This is a genomic window from Salinivibrio sp. AR647 (assembly GCF_001995415.1).
Taxonomy (GTDB): domain Bacteria; phylum Pseudomonadota; class Gammaproteobacteria; order Enterobacterales; family Vibrionaceae; genus Salinivibrio; species Salinivibrio costicola.
Window position 1 is genome coordinate 23,703 of the sequence record NZ_MUFE01000007.1, and the last position, 18,487, is coordinate 42,189.

General features: G+C 50.5%; 13 protein-coding genes. 1 reads left to right on the forward strand and 12 read right to left on the reverse strand.

All coding sequences use genetic code 11. The annotated features are described in order from the left end of the window. Positions 1–47 precede the first annotated feature (47 nt). Positions 48–716, forward strand: coding sequence for a TIGR01621 family pseudouridine synthase (locus tag BZG76_RS09820; protein ID WP_077461321.1), 669 nt, complete (start codon positions 48–50; stop codon positions 714–716). Here the strand turns inward: BZG76_RS09820 and gspS2 are convergent. The 12 genes from gspS2 to BZG76_RS09880 all read right to left on the reverse strand — a co-directional run bounded on the left by gspS2 (position 709) and on the right by BZG76_RS09880 (position 18,256). Beyond that, positions 709–1,086, reverse strand: coding sequence for a type II secretion system pilot lipoprotein GspS-beta (gene gspS2, locus BZG76_RS09825; RefSeq protein ID WP_077461201.1), 378 nt, complete (start codon positions 1,084–1,086; stop codon positions 709–711). The genes BZG76_RS09820 and gspS2 overlap by 8 nt on opposite strands. Continuing rightward, positions 1,086–1,397, reverse strand: coding sequence for a YciI family protein (locus tag BZG76_RS09830; RefSeq protein WP_077461202.1), 312 nt, complete (start codon positions 1,395–1,397; stop codon positions 1,086–1,088). Before BZG76_RS09830 ends, gspS2 begins: the two co-directional genes overlap by 1 nt. A gap of 632 nt (positions 1,398–2,029) precedes the next feature. Beyond that, positions 2,030–2,980: a transposase gene (locus BZG76_RS09835; protein WP_077461203.1), complete on the reverse strand. Its 951-nt coding sequence runs from the start codon at positions 2,978–2,980 to the stop codon at positions 2,030–2,032. Between the two features lie 344 nt (positions 2,981–3,324). Then, on the reverse strand, positions 3,325–4,092 hold the full coding sequence (gene miaE, locus BZG76_RS09840; protein WP_077461204.1) for a tRNA isopentenyl-2-thiomethyl-A-37 hydroxylase MiaE: 768 nt from the start codon (positions 4,090–4,092) through the stop codon (positions 3,325–3,327). 109 nt (positions 4,093–4,201) lie between these two features. Beyond that, positions 4,202–6,166, reverse strand: coding sequence for a beta-N-acetylhexosaminidase (locus BZG76_RS09845; RefSeq protein WP_077461205.1), 1,965 nt, complete (start codon positions 6,164–6,166; stop codon positions 4,202–4,204). Next, entirely contained in the window at positions 6,166–8,232 is a 2,067-nt protein-coding gene (locus BZG76_RS09850; protein ID WP_241824078.1) for a glycoside hydrolase family 9 protein, read from the reverse strand. The genes BZG76_RS09845 and BZG76_RS09850 overlap by 1 nt, the downstream gene beginning before the upstream one ends. A 20-nt stretch (positions 8,233–8,252) precedes the next feature. Next, entirely contained in the window at positions 8,253–9,248 is a 996-nt protein-coding gene (locus tag BZG76_RS09855; RefSeq protein ID WP_077461206.1) for an ABC transporter ATP-binding protein, read from the reverse strand. 27 nt (positions 9,249–9,275) lie between these two features. After that, a complete protein-coding gene (locus BZG76_RS09860) occupies positions 9,276–10,265 on the reverse strand; it encodes an ABC transporter ATP-binding protein (RefSeq protein WP_077461207.1) in 990 nt (329 codons plus the stop codon). Further along, a complete protein-coding gene (locus tag BZG76_RS09865) occupies positions 10,262–11,290 on the reverse strand; it encodes an ABC transporter permease (RefSeq protein ID WP_077461208.1) in 1,029 nt (342 codons plus the stop codon). The genes BZG76_RS09860 and BZG76_RS09865 overlap by 4 nt, the downstream gene beginning before the upstream one ends. Continuing rightward, positions 11,287–12,279: an ABC transporter permease gene (locus BZG76_RS09870; RefSeq protein WP_025673154.1), complete on the reverse strand. Its 993-nt coding sequence runs from the start codon at positions 12,277–12,279 to the stop codon at positions 11,287–11,289. Before BZG76_RS09870 ends, BZG76_RS09865 begins: the two co-directional genes overlap by 4 nt. Before the next feature lie 83 nt (positions 12,280–12,362). After that, positions 12,363–14,051 (reverse strand): ABC transporter substrate-binding protein, encoded by a 1,689-nt coding sequence (locus BZG76_RS09875; RefSeq protein ID WP_077461209.1) that lies wholly within the window; start codon positions 14,049–14,051, stop codon positions 12,363–12,365. A 797-nt stretch (positions 14,052–14,848) separates the two neighbouring features. Beyond that, entirely contained in the window at positions 14,849–18,256 is a 3,408-nt protein-coding gene (locus tag BZG76_RS09880; protein WP_077461323.1) for a hybrid sensor histidine kinase/response regulator, read from the reverse strand. Positions 18,257–18,487 lie beyond the last annotated feature (231 nt).

Genomic DNA, 18,487 nt, shown 5'->3' on the forward strand with positions numbered 1-18,487 from the left:
CCGTTATGATGCCTGTCCTCAATGGCCAACCGGTAAATCCCTTCGTTATGTTTTCAATTGTCGACCAAAACCAACACTTTGTGGTGATCAACAAGCACCATGGCGTTAGCGTGCAAAAAGAGACCGATGAAGCGGCACTGTTGCCTGCGGTCGCGGCGTATATAGGGGTTGAGAAGGTCTACCTTGTACATCGTTTAGATAAGATGACGTCGGGCTTGCTGCTGCTGGCAACGTCCTCTCATGCGGCGTCTGTCCTCTCAGGATTGTTCGCGTCACGCGAGATAGAAAAGTGCTATTTGGCATTAAGTGCGAAAAAGCCGCGTAAGAAACAGGGATTGATTGTCGGCGATATGGGTAAAGGTCGGCGAGGCAGTTGGAAGTTGCTTGCCAGCAAAGATAACCCTGCTAGGACGCGTTTTATCTCTATTGCAGGCGGTGAGGGGCGGCGATTTTTTCTCTGTCGGCCTTACACGGGTAAAACCCATCAAATTCGCGTGGCGATGAAAAGTATTGGCTCACCGCTTATCGGTGATGATTACTATGGCGGCGAGCCTGCCGATCGTGGCTACTTACACGCTTATGGGCTGCAATTTACCTGTCGTTTTGCCGACGACCAACCGGATAAGCACTACAGCTATGTGCTGCCCCCTAGCCAAGGCGAATTGTGGCCTACTTTACCTGTGGAGTGGGAGCAGCCTTGGTGCTTAATTAGCTAGCACAGCTGGGTGCATTGATAGCGCTATTGAGGATTTGTCGGCCGCGGGTATCGCGAACCAAAATGGTATAGCTGATACCACTGTCTAACATACTGCGTATGTCGCTATCTTGGCAATAACGACGTTTTAAACCGGAAAAGAGCTCTCCTGGTGCTTTTTTGGCATTCTTATCCAGAAGCGTCAGCTCGATGATGGCATCTTGCGCACGTGCTCGAACCAGTGAGTAGCCTTCAATATCCATCGGCAGTAGCTGTGCAATCATGTCTGCACGTTGGATTGCGGCTTCTGCGGCTTGGTCATGCTGGGTGCTGCTACATGCACTGAGTACTAGCCCCAGGCAGGCCATCATCAGTATTTTTATATATCGCATTAGGCTGGGTCCTGCGGAAGCACTTTTTTGAACGGTTTTACGGTCACTTCAGCATAAACGCCAGCGGCTACATAAGGGTCTTTGTCGGCCCATGCCTTTGCGGCTGATAGTGACTCAAACCAGGCAATAACGGTCGAGCCCGTAAACCCAGCTTCGCCTGGCTCGTCGCTGTCAACGGCAGGGTTTGGCCCGGCAATCATCAAGCGGTTTTCTTTTTCCAGTTGGTGTAAGCGTTCAAGGTGTGCGTCACGCGCTTGCTTGCGTAGCGGTAGGCTGTTCTCGACGTCTTGCGAATAAATGAGATACCACATCGTTGTTGTCCTTGATAGATGTTTGTGAGTATTAGGATACAGAGTACAGATTTCTGAGTACAGCGTATTAGAAAACATTGGCGGGACAACATTGGTAACATTGGCGGGACAGGCACTTTTGATTAGCTGTCTTTTGTTGGGACAGACGCATTACGTCTGACACTTTATGTCTTGTCTGCGATTGTTCCATCTAGCGTGCTATATAGGACAATTATCAGCATTGCTAATGTGCCTGTCCCAACAAGATCCCCTTTTCGCTTTATCCGCTTTATCCGGGATAGTCACCACTAGTAACCAGCAAGCCGTTGTTAAGATGCCTGTCCTAGTAAAATCACTAGTAAAATCTCAAATCTCTCTAGTAAAATCTCTAATGAAATCTTACCTCTTTAAAATCCGAACATGCCTTTACCTTCCTGTAACTGGAGGGTTTATCCTGGGGAAATAACGATGAGGGGGTAATATGGGATGTTGTAATCAGTCCCCCAGAAGGTGGGTCCAAAGGGCTAAAGCCGCTCTTAAAAGCGGTAGGTGTTTTGTTCGTGTTTATAATGGTGCTGGCTTATTGGGTAGGGTAGATTTTCAGGCTAGTATGACGATTCCTTTACGCATTGATGCGTGTTTTAGTGCTAGCCTCAACGATTTGGGATCATGACGCCTGTCATGCGTTTTAGGCCCAGTGTCGGTAATACGGCTTGGATACTCGACAGTGAGCCCACAACATTTCCGCACTCTAAATGATCGCATGTGGCCAACCAGGTTTCACTCGACATATTCAGCTGTGTGAGTAGGGGAGGCCGCTGATTTGAGCCCGCGTCTTGTCCCTTGTAGCAGGTCCATTCAACAAGTGCTAAATAGTCCATTAGCCGAAACGGAATGCCGTCGGGCATAGATTTCCTCGGATTTCCTGCAAAGGCGAATAAGCCTGCTGGGGTCGCTTTGTTTTGCTCGAGTGATTCAAGTCGCTTTTTTATCGATGTGTAATTCGAATGCTTGGGCTGTTTGGCGATACCTGCTCTCACGGGGTTTAAATCGACATAGGCCATTGCCGCAGCCAGAGCTTTGTCATCCAACAAGGCCTGACTTTTAAAGCGTCCCTCCCAAAAATGCCCCGTGCATTGATCTTCTCGGTTCGCTTGCGCTGAAATATATTGATTGAGCAGCTTCATAAACCAACTGACAGACATCAAACGCTCGCGCCAGCTCTCAATGATCCGACAGCACGCTTTGTACTCCGATTTGGAGAGAGATTCTCCCTGACGAAAACGTTGGATGAGTACCGGAGTCTGGTGAAAGGCTAGCCAGCGGTCAATTACGTCGATATTTGTCAGGGATTGGGCGGCTTTTGCATTGATATGTAGGACAACGTGATAATGATTGCTCATAATGGCGTAAGCGCAGATATCGATGCAAAAAGCTTTGGCTAGTGTAAGTAAACGCGTTTCTATCCATGCGCGACGATGCTCATAGCTTTTTTGCGATTGAGCGTCATAGCCACACAGGAAAGAGCGGCGCACGCAGCGTGAGACGCAATGATAATAGGGTGTTGCTGCTAGGTTCACTAAAGATGCGCGAGCTTTGGTCATCGTCAGTCCCTTTTGGTAGATGGGTGTATGTAAAAGGTACTGTATAAATAAACAGTTATCATCTTTTCTGGCCTGGTTTTTCGTGACAGTACAAGAAATACTGTAACTGTGAGATTGGTTAGTTACTAAAGGCGTCTGTCCCGATTAGTAAACAACGAGGACAAGCGGGCTATAAAGCAAACTACCAGGACAGTCACCAAGAGGTGTTTGTATCCGGCGAAAACTAAAAGTGCCTGTCCCTGGAAAGGAAACTTAGTAGAGACATGTGTAAAGGTGCCTGTCCCCGCAGGAAATCACGTTGAATAAAAGTGCCTGTCCCCACAAAGAGAAGCTGCCATAAGAAGTTAGGCAGGGGCGCCGCTGTGAAAGCGGAATTGGCTGTCGGGCGCTTGGATCAACTCTGCTTCGCGCTCGCCGATGGTTTGGATACGGTCGCGAATGTCTTCGCCGGCGATGGTTTCTGCGAGCGTCAGGTAATCTTGATAATGGCGTGCTTCCGAGCGCAGTAGCGAGATGTAGAACTTTTGTAGTTCATCATCGAGGTGTGGGGCGACTTTGGCAAAGCGCTCGCAGGAGCGTGCTTCAATGTAGGCGCCAATAATCAGTTTATCGACCAAGGTTGCCGGTTCGTGAGTACGTGCCGCGCGCATTAATCCTTTGGCGTAGCGACCTGCTTCTAACGGTTGATAAGGAATACCGCGTGCGTCCATGATTTCAATCACTTGCTCAAAGTGATGAAACTCTTCTTTGATTAACCGGACCATTTTATCAATCAAGGCTTGGCCGTGGGCAAACCCCGCTTTAGGGGTTAAAGGCGCACTGAGACCGTTTTTGCGCGCGTGGAAGATCCCATCGCGAATGCGGCGATAAACAAAGTCTTCATAGGGTTTGGCCCATGCCAGCAGTTGCTCGCCACTCGCCGCGTCAACCGCATATTTACGGATCAACCACATCGCGGTTTGGCTGGCTTTTAATTCGCAGTTTGCGTGATCGCGCAAAAGAATCGATTGATTGTCAGGCTGAATGGCCGCGTCAATCCAACTGTCGGGGGTTTGACAGTGCAGAAAACCATGAATAGGGGTGAGTAGGGTATTAATTTCTTGGCGTAGCATGCCGAAAACACTCTCAGACTGACAACAATGGCTGGGCATTATAAACAGATGGGATGCGAGCGCAAAGAGCTGGCAGCGCAGGAAGCACTGCCAGGTGGGCGAATTCGGCCTACTTGTTCGATGCCCAAGGGGAACGGTATTGAATACCGAACTTGTCTAAACGCGGTAATTGCGCTTTGAGTCTGGCCAGATAATCGAGCCAGTCACGGCGCTCACTGTGGCTCCAGGCCGCTTCCGCAATGGCGGTAAGCCTTGGAAACACCATGTAATCGAGCCTGTCCTGATTGGTGATCAGTTCACTCCAGAGTGCACATTGTACGCCTAGCATATGCTCACGGGCGGGATCGTCACTGGCGAGGCTTGCAAGCGGCTCATATTGGTAGGCTTTTTCTAGTGGCGTGACGCCCGCCCAGTCGAGACCGGGCTCGGTGGCAGCATAATCTTGCACCATATCGAGATAGGTCGCCTGACCGGGGGTCAAAATCACATCAAAACCATGCTGCGCACAATGCAGTGCGGCATCTTCGCTTTGCCATGAATAGATCACGGTGTTTTTGCTGACTTTATCGCCGTGCTGCACTTCTTCCCAGCCAACCATACGTTTGCCCAAGGCGCGAAGCTTTTGCTCAGCATAGGTCAGTATTTGTCCCTGTAGCGAAGCGGTCGTTTCTCCGTTCATGCGTCTGTCCCGATAAATTTGGCTATCCGTCCATACTCCGTCAGGGACTTCATCGGCACCAATATGAACCCATGAGGCGGGGAAAAGCTCGGCGACTTCACTTAATACCGTATCTAAAAATCGATACGTGCCATCAAGGGCTGGCGATAATACGTTATCGGTATAGTGCTGTACGCTGCGGTAAGTCGAGCGATCGTCGGCATCGTGTAGCCAATCAGGCAGCGCTTTAATGGCTGCGCGACAGTGGCCGGGAATATCAATTTCTGGAATGACGGTAATACCGCGGGCCGCGGCGTATTCAATTACGTCACGCACGTCTTCTTGGCGATAATAACCTTCGTGACGTTCTGCAATGTGACTGAACTGCGGGGCAAGGCGGGTATTAGGGCCGCGTTGACTCCCATAGCGTGTCAACTCAGGCAGTGCTTTAATCTCCAGTCGCCAGCCTTCATCGTCGGTTAAATGCCAGTGAAAGGTATTGAACTTAAAATAGGCTAACTGGTTAATCAGTCGCTTTACCGTGTCGACTGAATGAAAATGGCGCGCGCAATCGAGCATCATCCCTCGGTAAGCAAAGCGTGGTGCATCGCTGATTTTTATTGCCGGTATTCGAAGCTGTGTGTCTTGCTCTTGACTAAGTTGTAGCAGCGATGCGCAGCCGTGAATAAATCCTCGCTTAGCACAGGCTTGGATAACCACGCCTTGGTCGGTGACGGTGAGCTGATAGGCCTCATCACGGTGTGTAATATCTCGAAGTGCGGAGTCGGGTAACGGCCTTAAGATAATGGCATGATCGCCAGTTATCGCATCTTGGTGGCGTGGATCGAGTGCAATATCAGTTTTCGGATACATGCGAACCCATTCGTTGCTTAGCCACTGCGCGGCGGGAAGCGCCTGTGGATCGACAGCGATTAACGGTGTTGTGGGTGAAAGCGTAAAGTATCCTGGCTGGTGGCGCACCGATTTGGGCACCGGAATAATGGCGTGCTCGGCGGGATGAACATCTGGAATCGATGAGCGTGTGGTGTGAGTATGCGCCAAGTTAATGGGGGTGAGCATCACTGAATATTGCTCGCCATTGGCATAGAGCAGCGCATCTTTAAAGCCCGCACAAAGGAACCGCAATGGCGGCGTGAGGGCATCAAACTCGATGTATAAGCTCTCATTGGCATCGAGTGTTTGATGCGCCGGTGTAATGACGCAATAGCTGCCAACTTGCTCAATACTGCCTTGTGAAAGGGTATTGGGGTTGATGAAGCGATCAAACAATACCGCAATGGACAGCTGATTTAAGGGACAGTCGGTGAGATTATGCAAGGTTAACCCCATTCGGCTACGGGGCGGAGTGTCATTAGGGTACTCGTTGATCACACTCAGATCGAGGCGGTAAGTCATCACGTGTTCTCCTTGTTCGAGTGACCGTTGCCAGTCAGCGTTTGCGCACTGATGGCGAGCATAAACCAGCTTGCATGTGGCAACCATTGCTCGCCCCATCGCCAGTTTTGCGCCATATCATCGCAATATGGCGCGGGGTTGAATGCAATCTGTGTTTCATCCTCCATCCCTGCGGTAATGCCATTGCAGATCCCCCCTTTGGCATTAAAAAAGCCCAAGTGCGGTAGGTAATCTGGGTTGTTGTGGCCATGCCCATCGAGCATACAGATATCAAATGGGTTTAAACCGAGGATCCAATTAAGCGCCCGTTGGCTAAAGGTGTGGAGAGCAGCATTTAGCGCATCGTCTTGAATATGGTGCGTTGCATGACACGCAAAGGTCGCCAGTGACCCCAAGCGTGCATTCTCGCCTTGCCACCAATAGCCGGTTTCATTGTGGTGAGGAATAAAGTGACGCACCTGTTTAACGCCATCGACGGGTTTGACGTACTGACGCGGATACGCGAATGGATTATCAGCAGTTTGTGTTAGGCTCAGCTCAAACTGGCAGGCGCGTTCCAGTGCTGTTTGCGCGATAGCCTGGTGACTGGGTTCGGTTTCTACATCGAGATAGCGAACTAACGCCAACCCGGGCAGACCTGCATCAGCGGCATGGTAAAACGGACGACTCCCATCAGCATTGGCCGACCAATAATATTGGCAAGTTTCATCACTGCGTTGCCGTGCGACCAGCTTTTGCATCCAACCTCGTGCCTCGCTCAAAAAGGGACAGTCACCGTTCGCACTAATGTGTCTGTCCCCATAATCTCCAGAACCTAAAGGTGCCTGTCCCGTTAAATAAGCGTGACTGTCCCCGGTAGGTTGACTGTCCCCTGTAGGTTGCCCAGTAGATTGCCGAGTCGCGTGATGCAACTCGCATGCGGCGAGAAGGGCGCAGGTTTCGTCAATAATGTTAGGCTCACCGTCATCAAGGTAGTGATGGTTATGTTCAACCAAATGCCAGTAGCCACGAATGGCAGCGTCTAAATAGCGTGTTTGTTGGTCAGGCTCTGAGCAAAGTGAGGCTCTGCTTGCGGCGGCAAGGGCTGCAATCGCCATGCCGCCGCCTTGACGAAAGCCGGCTTGGTAAGCTTCACTCATCACCCCATCTTGCGTCGCGTAAGCGCAAAGGGTGCGGCGCTCCGGATCTTTCGACCATTGATCAAACACCGTCATGTAAAAAAAGCCACTGGGGTGTTGCATACGGAGAAGAAAATCGGCGCCGTGTTTCGCTTCATCAGCTAAGCGTGTACGCATAAACGCAGGCAGCGTGTCCGAGCTAAATTGGCTGGCAAGATCGGCCAGCCCCCAAGCCAATAGCGGGATTTGTTGCGGATTAAAGTAATTGGCATAGGAAAGGTGGCTCAGGTATTTGCTCACATCGCCAGAGGCATCGTACCAACCGCCGGTTACATCCACGCGTTCATCAGCGCCAAATACCCTGGCGCGCTGATCCGCGTGTTCATAGATACCGCTACACCGCTGCGATTTAAAGTAATGCAGCAGGTCGGAAAACGTGGTGTGAAACAGGCAATCATCTCGGATCTCAAACGGATGCGAATATACCGGTGTGTCTGTTAACAGCACGAGTTGATAGCGTCCGCGATGCGCAAAGGCAGAAAAATCGAGGATATAAGCCGTGCCCATCTGCCAGTTGTTTAACTGTGTTCCTTGGTGTAATTCAAACTGCGCGACCACTTTATCGAGTGATACTGTGTCTGTCCCACGAACAAAAGTGTCTGTCCCCGTAAATTTTAAAGTGCCTGTCCCGGTAAAATTGTTTGCACTTTCTGCGGCCTCGTTAAAGTGTCTGTCCCCGGAAGAAAAGTGCCTGTCCCCGGAAGAGGAGGCAGTTTTATCGGCAGTGCTAAATGTGCCTGTCCCCTTAAGAAATGTGCCTGTCCCCTTAAGAGGGGGCAGGGCAATCAGTGCTACGGGCGTGCCGGTGAGAAGGTCGCTGTCACTGACGATTACCGCGTATTTGTCACCGTGTAACGAGTAGCCAATGTGATTGGTCAGCACTTGCATGATGGTATCCTTATTGGTCGCTATTGCTCGTACAAATAGCAGCGCACGTAGTGGTTGTCGGCGAGCTTGGTCACGCCGGGTAGCTGTTCGGTGCATTTAGCGGTGGCATGCGGGCAGCGGCCGGAAAAAGGGCAGCCGACGGAATCTGGTGTCCACAGTGGGATCTCACCCTTGTTGCCCTTTAGTTCCTCGTGAATGGATTTGCTGGGGTCGGGTACGGCTGAGACCAATAACTGGGTGTAAGGATGTTGAGGGCGATGAATAATCTCTTCGGTGTCCCCCCATTCGACCATATGGCCGACGTACATCACTGCCAAGTCTTCGGCAATGTAACGCGCGGTGGCAATATCATGGGTGATGTAGAGCAGCGACATTTGCTTCTCCACTTTCATCTCTTCCATGAGGTTAAGCACGCCGGCACGAATCGACACATCCAGCATCGAGGTGGGTTCGTCGGCGAGTACCACTTCCGCGCCTACGGCGATGTTACGCGCTAGGTTTATCCTCTGACGTTGGCCGCCCGACAGCTGGTGGGGGAATTTCTCCGCCGTTTCTTTGGCCGGAGTGAGGCCCACTTGCTCGAGCAGCTCGAACACCCTTTCTTTCAATTGGGCTTTGTCGCGCTTGGCGACTTTTTTGTGGATCAATAACGGACGCGCAATATGGTGAAACACATTATGCGTGGGATTGAGCGAGCCAAAAGGGTCTTGCCAGACCATTTGCAGGCCTTCGCGATAGCGCATCAGCTCATCACGTTTTTTAATGGTGGTGATATCGCGTCCCCGGTATTCAATGCAGCCGTCGGTCGGGGCGTACATTTTGGCGATCATTTTCGCGGTGGTTGATTTGCCCGAGCCTGATTCACCCACCACCGCAAGTCCACGGCCTTTGTACATTTTGAACGAGACATCATTGATCGCTCGCATCATGGGTTGTTTAAGGGCATGGCTATTAATAGGGAAATCTTTCACCACGTTTTTACCTTCAACCAGCAGTTCTCCAAGACCTGTACTCATCACTGACTTCCTCACATTGGCACGATATTAGACTTTTTGTTGGGCGATCGGCTCGCCGTCGTATAGGTGGCAGTTGGAATAACGGCCTGGTTCGATTTGGCGCAGCACGGTTTGGGTGGTTCGACACTGTTCATGCACTTGCGCGCAACGTGCTTGAAAGCGGCAGCCGGTCGGGATTTCGAGTAAGTTGAGCGGATTACCTGGGATACCCACCAGTTGGCGCTTGGGCCCGGTGAGTGAGGGGAATGAGCTGCCCAGCCCTTCGGTGTAGGGGTGATAGGGATTGGTAAGTACTTGTTTGGACGGCGCGACTTCAATCAGCTCACCGGAATACATGATCCCTATCCGGTCGGAAAACTCGACCATGAGCGATAAGTCATGGGTGATAAACAGAATCGAAAAGCCAAACTCTTCTTTTAACGCGTAGATTTTTTGTAAGATCTCGCGCTGCACCACCACATCTAATGCGGTGGTGGGCTCATCCATGATGATCATTTTCGGGTTGAGGGCCAGTGCAATGGCAATCACCAAGCGCTGACGCATCCCGCCCGAAAACTGGTGCGGATAATCGGTCAGTCGGCTGGGGTGAATATCGACAATTTCCAGCAAGCCTTGCGCCCGATTGACCGCTTGTTTACGGGTCATATTGGTGTGACGCATTAATACATCGCAAAATTGATCTTCAAGCGTCAGCACGGGATTGAGGGCATTCATGGCGCTTTGAAACACCATCGACATTTCTCGCCAACGAAAATCACGCATGCGGGCATCGCTATAGTTGAGGATATTCTCGCCGTTAAATAGCACTTCGCCGCCGGTGATAAATGCGGGTGGCTTATGCAGACGCATCAGCGAAAAGGCAACGGTGGATTTACCGCATCCCGATTCGCCAGCCAGGCCAAATACTTCACCGGGGGCAATGTCAAAACTGACGTGATCGCAGGCTCGTACATCACCGGCATCGGTAATGTAGTCCACGCACAGATCACGGATTGAGATAAGTGGGGTGCGACTCATGATTTATCTCCACTGATCAGCATGTGTTCGGCAACGGGATTCTCGTCTCGGGCTTTCTTCTCTTGCTGGTTAAGTTTTTTCCAGCGCTTCATCCCTTTTTGCGCACGTAATTGTGGGTTGGCTATTTCATCCACTGCGAAGTTAAGCAACGCAAGGCCTGTCACCAGTAAGGTCAGTGCGATACAAGGTGCGAGCAGCTCCCACCACGCGCCAATCAGCATGGACGAAGAGGTTTGTACGTTGTAGAGCATGATCCCCCAGCTGATGGTGTTGGGATCGCCAAGGCCTAAGAAGGAAATAATTGACTCCATGGCAATGGCATACATCACTGAGCCAATAAAGCTGGCGCCGACAATGGGCACGAGGTTAGGCAAGATCTCGACAAAGGTGATGCGAAAGCGCGACTCGCCCAGCACTTCAGCGGCTTTCACGAACTCTTTTTCGCGCAGGGCAAGGGTTTGTGAGCGAACCACCCGTGCTCCCCACGCCCAGGAGGTACAGCCAATAATGATGGCGATCGTCAGCGGCCCGGCTTCGCCGATAAACGCGGCGAGCACGAACAAGAGTGGGTATTGCGGGATCACCAACATGATGTTCATCGCGGCGGTGAGTACATCGTCAACCCAACCGCCTAAATAGCCGGCGGTAATGCCAATTAAGGTGGCGAGCACACACACGGTGATCCCGGCGCCAAAACCGACTGCCAGTGAAACGCGAGCACCATGGAGTAACTGGGACCAGACATCGCGGCCCATACGGGTGGTGCCGAGGGCATGCTCCGCGTCTTTTGACATTAACAAGGTACGAGGATGGTCTGCTAAGTGGGTGGCGATCCAGCCATCTGGGTTGGCTTGTGCGGCTTTAACCACAAAGCTTGGGTATTCATGCGGGTTACCGGTGCGTTTATCAGGTGCATGCTGGCTTAGCAGTGGAGCGAATATCGCCATTAAGATAAATAAGCCGACAATGATGGAGCCCGCGCGCGCGATTTTGTTGCGCAGAATAAGCGTGAGGAGATCTTTCATGATTCTTTTCCTCCGGTTCGCAGGCGTGGGTCAAGCACTACGTACAGCATGTCAGCAATTAAGTTAAACGAGAGCATAAATAAGGTCATAATCAGCAGCTGGCCTTGCAGGACTTGGTAGTCTCGCGCGTTAATCGCATTCAAAAGCACCGAGCCAAGACCGGGATAGTTAAAAATAATTTCTACAATCAGCTGGCCACCGATGGCGATACCCAGCGACATCGACAGCGCAGTGACACTGGGCAAGAGCGCGTTACGGGCCGCGTAGTTGAAGACCACGCGGTTTTCGCTTAACCCTTTACCGCGCGCCATGGTGATGTAGTCTTCCGCCAGCAGATTAATCATGTTGTTGCGCATGTTGACCAAAAAGCCGCCTACTTGAATGATGGAGGCACAAAAAAGCGGGAGTACGGCGTGATAGGCCACATCTTTAATAAAGGTCCAACTGGTCCAGTCGGGCGTGACGCCTGGCGTGTAGGCGTATCCGGTCGGAAACCATTTCAACCCAATCGCGAAAATAAACAGCGCGAGCATCGCAATGACCACTTGCGGTACCGCTTGGATAATCAGCATGCCTGGGGTGATCATGGCATCGTATTTCCCGCCGCGTTTCCAGGCGGCAAAAATGCCCAAAATCGAGCCCAGTGAAAAAGAGAGCAGCACGGCACTGCCGGCGAGAAAGAGCGACCAGCCAAACGCTTTGCCCAGCAACTCGTTAACTGATAATGGATAAAATTGGATGGAGGTCCCTAAATCCCAGCTCAGCACGTTTTTCATATAGGTGAAATACTGCATATAGAGCGGGCCATCGACAAAGCCCAGCAGTTGTTTCATTGCCTCAATCCGCTCTGGGGTGACTTGCACCGAGGCGTTGGCAAACATCATGGTGACAGGATCACCGGGCATGGCTCGAGGAATAATAAAATTGAGTGTTGCTGCCACTAAAAGGGCAATCATGTAAAAAGTTAGCCGTCGGAAAAAATAACCCATAACCCACACCTTACACAGCGAAGTGGTGATGTTCGTGGCGTGAACACCGTGGAAAAGCGGGCGCACAATGCGCCCGATATTGGTTACTGAACGGGTTTAAGGTCCAGTACGTGGAGAAGACGCTCGGGAATGCCGGCCCAGATAGAGGGGCGACCTTTCGGATTGTCTTCGTTCCACCAACCGGTAAAGCGGGTTGTGTTGTATTGATACATTTGCGCGCCAGAAAGCACCGGAATGGTGACTTGATCCTTGGCGATAATCGCTTGAATTTGGTGAGCAATTTCCAGCTGCTCATCTTTATCCGCGGTTTTGTAGAAGCTGTCTAACAACTTGTCGAGCTCGGCATTTTGGTAGTAGTGCATCGCAAAACGTGGCATGCCATCGCCGTCTTGCAAGTTAGAGTTATACGCACTGTTCCAGTAAGTGTAAGGGTCGGCACCGTGGAAATAGTTGGTGTAGGCCACATCGTAATCGGCTTCGAGCATGGCTTGGTTATACACCGAGAAATCCGGGGTACGTGCTTTTGTTTTGATACCGGCATCGGCAAGTTGCTCAACCGCCAGTTGTACGGTGTTATTAAAGTCAGTCCAGCCATTGGGCGACTGAATTTCTAGCTCAAACGATTTGCCCGATGGTGTTTCAACAAAGCCATCACCGTCTTGATCTGTAAAGCCGGCTTCAGCGAGCAGGGCTTTGGCGCCGTCTAGATCGTAAGTATTGTATTGACGATATTTCTCATGCACTGCGTCGTCTGACCAGGCTTCAAAGGCATAGCCAAGGCCGGATGCAAAGTCATTCACCGTGCCTCCGCCATAAAAAGCGATATCAATGATGGTTTGACGGTCAATCGCCATCGAGAAAGCACGGCGAAAATCGACATTGGTCAGCGCTTCGCGCTTGGCAGGATCGGGGTCATTAAAGTTGACCATAAAGGCCTGAGTGCCGGCAGCCGGATACCAATAGTGATGGTTTGGATTGGCCGCGGCATAGGTGCGATCAATGTCAGGAATAAACGAGGACGTCCAGTCCATTTCGCTATTGATCACCTTACTTAAAAACTGATCGTTATTGGCAATCTGTGGCACACGCAGGCAATCGACGTCGAGATTATCATTATCCCAATAATGCGGGTTGCGGCACTGAATATAGAGTTGCGAGGTAAAGGTATCGACAGTGGTGAAGGGGCCTGACCCGACAGGATTCTCGTTGGTATATGAGGAGGGGTTGTCGATGTTTTTCCACACATGCTCAGGCACCACGGGGACTTTGACAATCTCATAAGGGACGTTCGAATTAGCTTCAGTGAGCTCAAAGCGGATGGTGTAATCATCGACTTTCTTCACATCGTCGATCCACTGGTTAATCCCCGATTGGTCGAGTTCTGGGTTCGCTTTGACCAAATCAAACGAATACACCACATCATCGGCGGTGTAGGCTTCACCGTCTGACCACTTCACCCCTTTACGTAGGGTAAAGATGACACTTTTCAAATCGTCTGCCATTTTGAAACCCGTCGCAATACGATAAACGGGCTCGTTGCCTTGTAGTTCATTAAAGACGACCAAAGGTTCATAGATAAAGTCGGTCGTCGTGTGAAGATAGGTCGATCCTAAATAGGGGTTAAAGTTACGGACGAAGGTATTGAATTCTTTGGGATGAATGGTGAGCTCACTGCGCTCAGCAGCACTTGCGGCAGCACTCATGCTTAACGCACCAATTATTGCAGAGGCAAGTAGGGTCTTGCTGGCAATTCTACTGTTACTCGAAAACATAGCCATTCCTTACTGTTGCTTTCAGTTCACGTGATGGATAGTGGTGAGCTCTTTAATGGACCGCCTGTGAGCTCAATGTTACCGGTTGCTAACGTTCCGCTGTGGTTGTCGTCATGGTGTTATTGCAAGAGGTCGGCCAGCAACTCCCTTCAATAAGCCCCAGTTGCCCCTTTGCTGCAACGGTCGAAATCGTTAAAACCGTAAAAACACCTTTAATCGCCGTTATTTTCGTTAAAATGAAGGGCTTGAGAAGACGATTTTCCATGCAGTTAGTCTCAAAACCGTGAAGCTCATCCTCAATAAACTAAACTTTAAATTATTTATTATCAATTATTTACAGTGTTATCAATTGATATATCGACCCATGTCACACACCTTCCTTCTCTTATTTCTCGTCGAAAAATTTATCTTTATTTTTGTTGTGATAAAGCGCGCACTTTCACTTTTAATCTTGGTTTAGATGGCTTTTAGCCATGCTGAAGAGGAAGATTCATAGTGTTGTTTTGTGGCGATTATTAATTTGATAGGAGTGATAGTGAGGACAGGCACTGTATTGGTGACAGAGAGATATCGGGGACAGACACTTTTAGAAAAATATCGTGATTGTGGGGACAGGCACCTTCTGACTAAGGTGCCTGTCCCCGTAAGAAGGTACCTGCAAGAAGAAAATAAAAACGGCATGGACTTAACGTGTCTGTCCTCCTAAAGGGAAACGTGTCTGTCCCCGTAAGGAGCTCTGGACTTAAAGTGTCTGTCCCCGGAAGGGGAGGCACTTTATTGCGTTGGTGGGTGTGTTGTTAGTCGTCTAACAGTAGTTGGCGCAGTTGTTGGTAGTAAGATTCTAGCTGAGTGCGGGTAGTGCTACGTTTGTCGCAATGATCGAGGATAAAGCGAATGGAATTCAGCACAGTGCGCCACCTTGGCGTTTTGGGAAGGGTTTCTAGCAAGAGGTACTTGTCTAAAGTGCGCGTTTGTAAGCTGCTACGATCAAGGTATACGCGCCATAAGCCGCTTTGTTCGGCAAAGTCGAACTTGGTTTTGCCGGTGGCTTCTTCCCAGTAATCTAACCCTGCAATCATGGCTTCGACAATGAGCTGCCTACGGGTGTTGATTTTACTTTCTTGTTGATGTTCAGCTTTTTCTGCCAGCGCCTCAAACTCACCGCCCATGGCTTTTAATGCGTCCAGTTGGCGAATGTCGCCGCCTAATGCATACCCAGAGAGGGCTTCAATCGCACTTTCAAGGCTTTGTATACGGGTTTGAGAAACGGGGGCATCGTTGTTGATCACGTAGAGGCTGTCAATATCAGATTCTGCAGGAAAGCGTAACAACATGCCATCAAGGTGCTCAGGCGTTCCGTCAATAAAGGCGGTAAGTGGCCCTTGATAGCGTTCGCTATGTTGGGCGTGGTCGGGGGCGGTAACGAGTGCGTGGCCGTGCATGCGTTTTACGTCTTCTTTATCGCGCTTAAACAAGCGTGCTGCCGCTTCGTTGACGAACCTAACTTGGCCATCACGACTCATGCCGAGCATGGCTTCGGGCGCAAGAGACAGCTGTGAGATCAGCCAAGATTGTGTTTCGAGCAGGCTGGCTTGTTGTTGTGCGCTTTGCTCTAGTGCCTGTTCAAGGCGTTGATTTTCTTGGCGTCGCTGCTCAGCTTGACTTGCGGTTAGGTGGGTGGCAATCCGTGCGGCCAGCTCTCGTTTATCAAAGGGTTTACTGAGGTAATCATTCGCACCCACGCTAAAGCCATAGACCCTGTCATCCGGCTGGTTGAGTGCAGTGAGCATAATGATGGGAAGTGCGGCATGATCGAAGTGTGTCCTGAGTTGCTCGCAGACGTCAAAGCCACTCATTCCCGGCATCAGTACATCCAAAAGTACCAGATCTGGCGGTGTGGCGATCACGTTATCTATCGCAGTGCGGCCATCGCTGGCGGTTGAAACACGGTAGCCTTCCATGTGAAGAAAGCTGGTTAGGATTTGTTGATTGGTCGGCTCATCATCGACAACCATAATATGCAGCGCGTCTTCGGCTGGAGCGGGGACGCTGGCTTCAGCTGGGTGGGGGAAGTGTTGATCCGCGTCTAAGGGGTGGATATGCTCGGACATCGAGATATGCTGATCAGTCTCATCCGTCAATGCGGGCATTTCATGTGCTTTGGCAAGCGTGAAACTGAACGTGGTTCCGACCTGTGGTTGACTACTGACATAGAGTTGACCGCCCATCAGTTCAATCAGTTGTCGGCTAATCGATAGCCCTAGACCCGCACCGTGTTGATAGTGATAGTGGCCGCTTACTGCTTGGGCAAGCGGCTCAAAGACTCGGCTGAGTTGTTCGGCGGGGATCCCTTTGCCGGTATCAACCACTTGAACGCGAATACGGTCATCAATGGTATCGGCACTGATCACTATTTTGCCTGCATCGGTGAACTTGATCGCATTGCCAAGCAGATTGTACATAACTTGCTCGAGCCGTTGCGGATCGGCGTATACCCATACTGGCGAATCGCTCAGCTGGTTGATGATCTCCAAGGGTTTATCTTTTTTAAGGTGCTTGGCGAGTGAAAGGACCAATTGTGTCATTGCGTTAACATCGACAGGACATTGTTCGAGATCCAGTTGGCCATAACGCATTTTGTGATAATCGAGAAGATCATCAACCAGTTTTGCTAGCCGTTGACCACTGTTCACGATGATCGACAATTGGTATTGGTGATCGCGACTAATTGGGCCGTTCGCACCATCAATCATTGCTTCTGCAATACCTATCATACCGTGTAGCGGCGTGCGTAGTTCATGTGACGTGGTGGCGAGGAACTCATCTTTTAGCGTGTTGGCCAACTGCAGCTCTTGGTTCTGAGCTTTGATGATGGTGAGGTTGGCTTCTAAGGTTTGATTTTGCTGTTGAATTAACTGGATTTTCTCGCGAATGGCATGACGCATGCGCGCAAAACTCACTGCTAGCCGACCCACTTCATCAGGCCGGCGTGTGTGATGGATTTGGGTGTCGAGATCACCGGCACTGACTTTTTCGGCGGCCCACGTAAGCTGAAGGAGTGGTCGAGTAATAAAGTTAGACACATAATGCGATGCAACGACCACGGCGAGGGTCGCGAGCAGCATGGCGACAATAAATAGCTGCTCTAATTGGTGGATTCGTGCGAACGCAACTTGTGTGGGTACCTCGGCGACGAGTCCCCACTTTAAACCATGGCTATCAATGGGGGTATAAGCGGCGAGTAATGTGTTGCCCGAGGGGCTTTGGTAACGGGTGACACCTGTGTTCCCCGCTAGCGCCTTGTCCATCACTGGCGTGCTGTTGGTGATTGCTTTAGAGGCTGCTGATTGCGCACGTACTTGGCCGTCTTTTCCCACCAATAAGGTTTGAATACCATTGGACTCTCTCGGCGCCATTAATGTGGCAAGAGCCTGGTTGGGTAGCCGAAACAGGGCATAACTATGAAGGTATCCTTGTTGAATAATCGGTGCACCTAGCCAAGCTACGGGTATCCCATCTTGCTCGGGTGAGAAATCTGAAATAACGACATGTGGCGTCGGGTCAAGTTTGCCTTGTATCTTTTGGCTGTGCTGTGTCAAGGCTGAGAAGGTGTGCCCCAATGAGGTATCTCGGAATGGCCCTGTGATTAAATTGGTGCCGTAGTTGGCGTGTTTTTTCACCGAGTAGGTGACGTTGCCTTGTTTATCGACGAGTAAAGCATCATCAAAATCCGCGCGTTCCAGTAACGCCTGATAAGCGCGATGATAACGTTGATGGAGCAGCCGATAACGCTCAGTGGCTGAATAGTTGGGATCGTCTTTGGCGACGGGCGTTTTTATTTTGTTCCCTGACTCGGGGAGATAACGGCGTTGGGCGTATTGACGGGCTTGTTCAATGTCAGGGCGTAAGCGGCGAAATGCATCGATCAAACCATAAAAATGGCCGCCACTGGCATAGGCTAGCTCAGAGGCCACAAAGCCTAGCACTTCGGCTTCTTGGGCATTCAAGTAATCATTGATTTGCTGCTGCTTGCTGTCTCGAACCGATAAAAGGTGCGCGGTACTTTGCTTTTGCAGATCCTGGCTATAAGCATTTAAAAAAAACAATGCCACCAAAGTGAGTGGAAGAAGGCTTAATAACAAGAATGCCAGCATCAGGGTATGATGAAGGCGTTTAAATGGGTAGACAGCGAGAAACTTCTTCATAATAAACAGCATTTTCCCTACAGCACTTTAATAAAGGTTGTGGGTTCACTCGTCCTGTCTGAGTCAATGTTAACGTGAATAATCAGGCTTGAGGAACGCATCCTGTTACGACGTTACTGCGTTTTTTCGCTTTGACAAGGAAGTATCGATAGAAGCGTGTTGATTGACGCACTTTTCTATGTATCGCTGCAAGTGAGGGTAGGGTGACAGGTATTGCGTCGGCGGAATAAA